This is a genomic window from Alteromonas sp. CyTr2, assembly GCF_947311905.1.
Classification (GTDB): domain Bacteria; phylum Pseudomonadota; class Gammaproteobacteria; order Enterobacterales; family Alteromonadaceae; genus Alteromonas; species Alteromonas macleodii.
Genome location: NZ_CAMZMZ010000084.1, coordinates 1 through 1,315, shown reverse-complemented (window position 1 = coordinate 1,315; position 1,315 = coordinate 1). Strand labels below are relative to the sequence as shown.

1 protein-coding gene is annotated in these 1,315 nt (G+C 45.2%); it reads left to right on the top strand.

Annotated elements, in window-relative coordinates:
• The first annotated feature begins 73 nt into the window (after nucleotides 1-73).
• Nucleotides 74-1,285: an IS256 family transposase gene (locus tag QME20_RS19645; RefSeq protein ID WP_187448112.1), complete on the top strand. Its 1,212-nt coding sequence runs from the start codon at nucleotides 74-76 to the stop codon at nucleotides 1,283-1,285.
• Nucleotides 1,286-1,315 lie beyond the last annotated feature (30 nt).

Here is a 1,315-nt window from a genome sequence, read left to right as displayed (position 1 = left end):
GAGACTGTAACTAATTTTGTGTAACTGCCTATCTCAATTTACTCTATAGAGAGTTAAGGATAGGCAGATGAACATGAATAAGAAAGAGCTTGAAGCTTTCGCAAAGGAAGCGGCCAAAGGCATTAAAACACCTGAAGACTTAAACGAATTTAGTCAGATGTTGAAGAAAATCACCGTTGAAGCGGCATTGAACGCTGAAATGGATGAGCATCTTGGCTACGAAAGAAATCAAAAGTCTACGTCATCAAACAGTCGCAACGGTAAGAGCAGCAAACGCGTAAAAACAGAAGATGGCGAGTTTGAACTCGACACTCCTCGTGACCGTGAAGGCTCCTTCGAGCCTAAGCTCGTTAAAAAACATCAATCCCGTTTCACCTCCATGGACGATAAGATTCTCTGGCTTTATGCACAAGGCATGAGTACCCGTGAAATCGTCAATGCGTTTGATGAATGGTATGGTGCTGAGATATCGCCAACGCTGGTTTCTCGCGTTACTAATGCAGTTATCGAGCAAGTTGTGGAATGGCAGTCGCGCCCGTTAGATGCCATTTACCCGATTGTTTACCTCGACTGTATCGTAGTGAAAATACGCCAGGATAAACGTATCATCAACAAATCTATCTTCCTGGCCCTGGGCATCAATACTGAAGGTCACAAAGAACTGATGGGCATGTGGATAGCCGAGAATGAAGGGGCTAAGTTCTGGCTAAACGTGCTAACCGAACTTCAGCAGCGCGGCGTAGAAGACATTCTCATCGCTTGTGTGGACGGTCTCAAAGGCTTCCCTGATGCCATTAATGCTGTGTTCCCACAAACGCATATTCAACTGTGTATCGTACACATGGTTCGTAACTCACTAAAATACGTATCGTGGAAGGACTACAAAGCTGTCACAGCAGACTTAAAGCGCGTATACCGCTCAGCAACAGAAGATGAGGCACTGCTTGAACTAGAACGGTTTGCTGAAACATGGGACGGCCAGTACCCACAAATCGCTAAATCATGGCGGACGCACTGGCACAATCTCAATACCTTGTTCAACTACCCAGAGGACATCCGCAGGGCAATTTACACCACCAACGCCATTGAATCTCTGAACAGTGTTATCCGAAAAGCCATCAAGAAACGGAAAATCTTCCCCAGCGATGATTCAGCAAGAAAAATGGTGTACTTAGCAATAAAAGACGCCAGTAAGAAATGGTCGATGCCGATTCAAAACTGGCGTCAGGCGATGAGTCGTTTTATTATCGAGTTCGAGGAACGACTCGAAAAGCACATTAACTAATGGCAGTTACACAGAATCTGTTACAGGCTC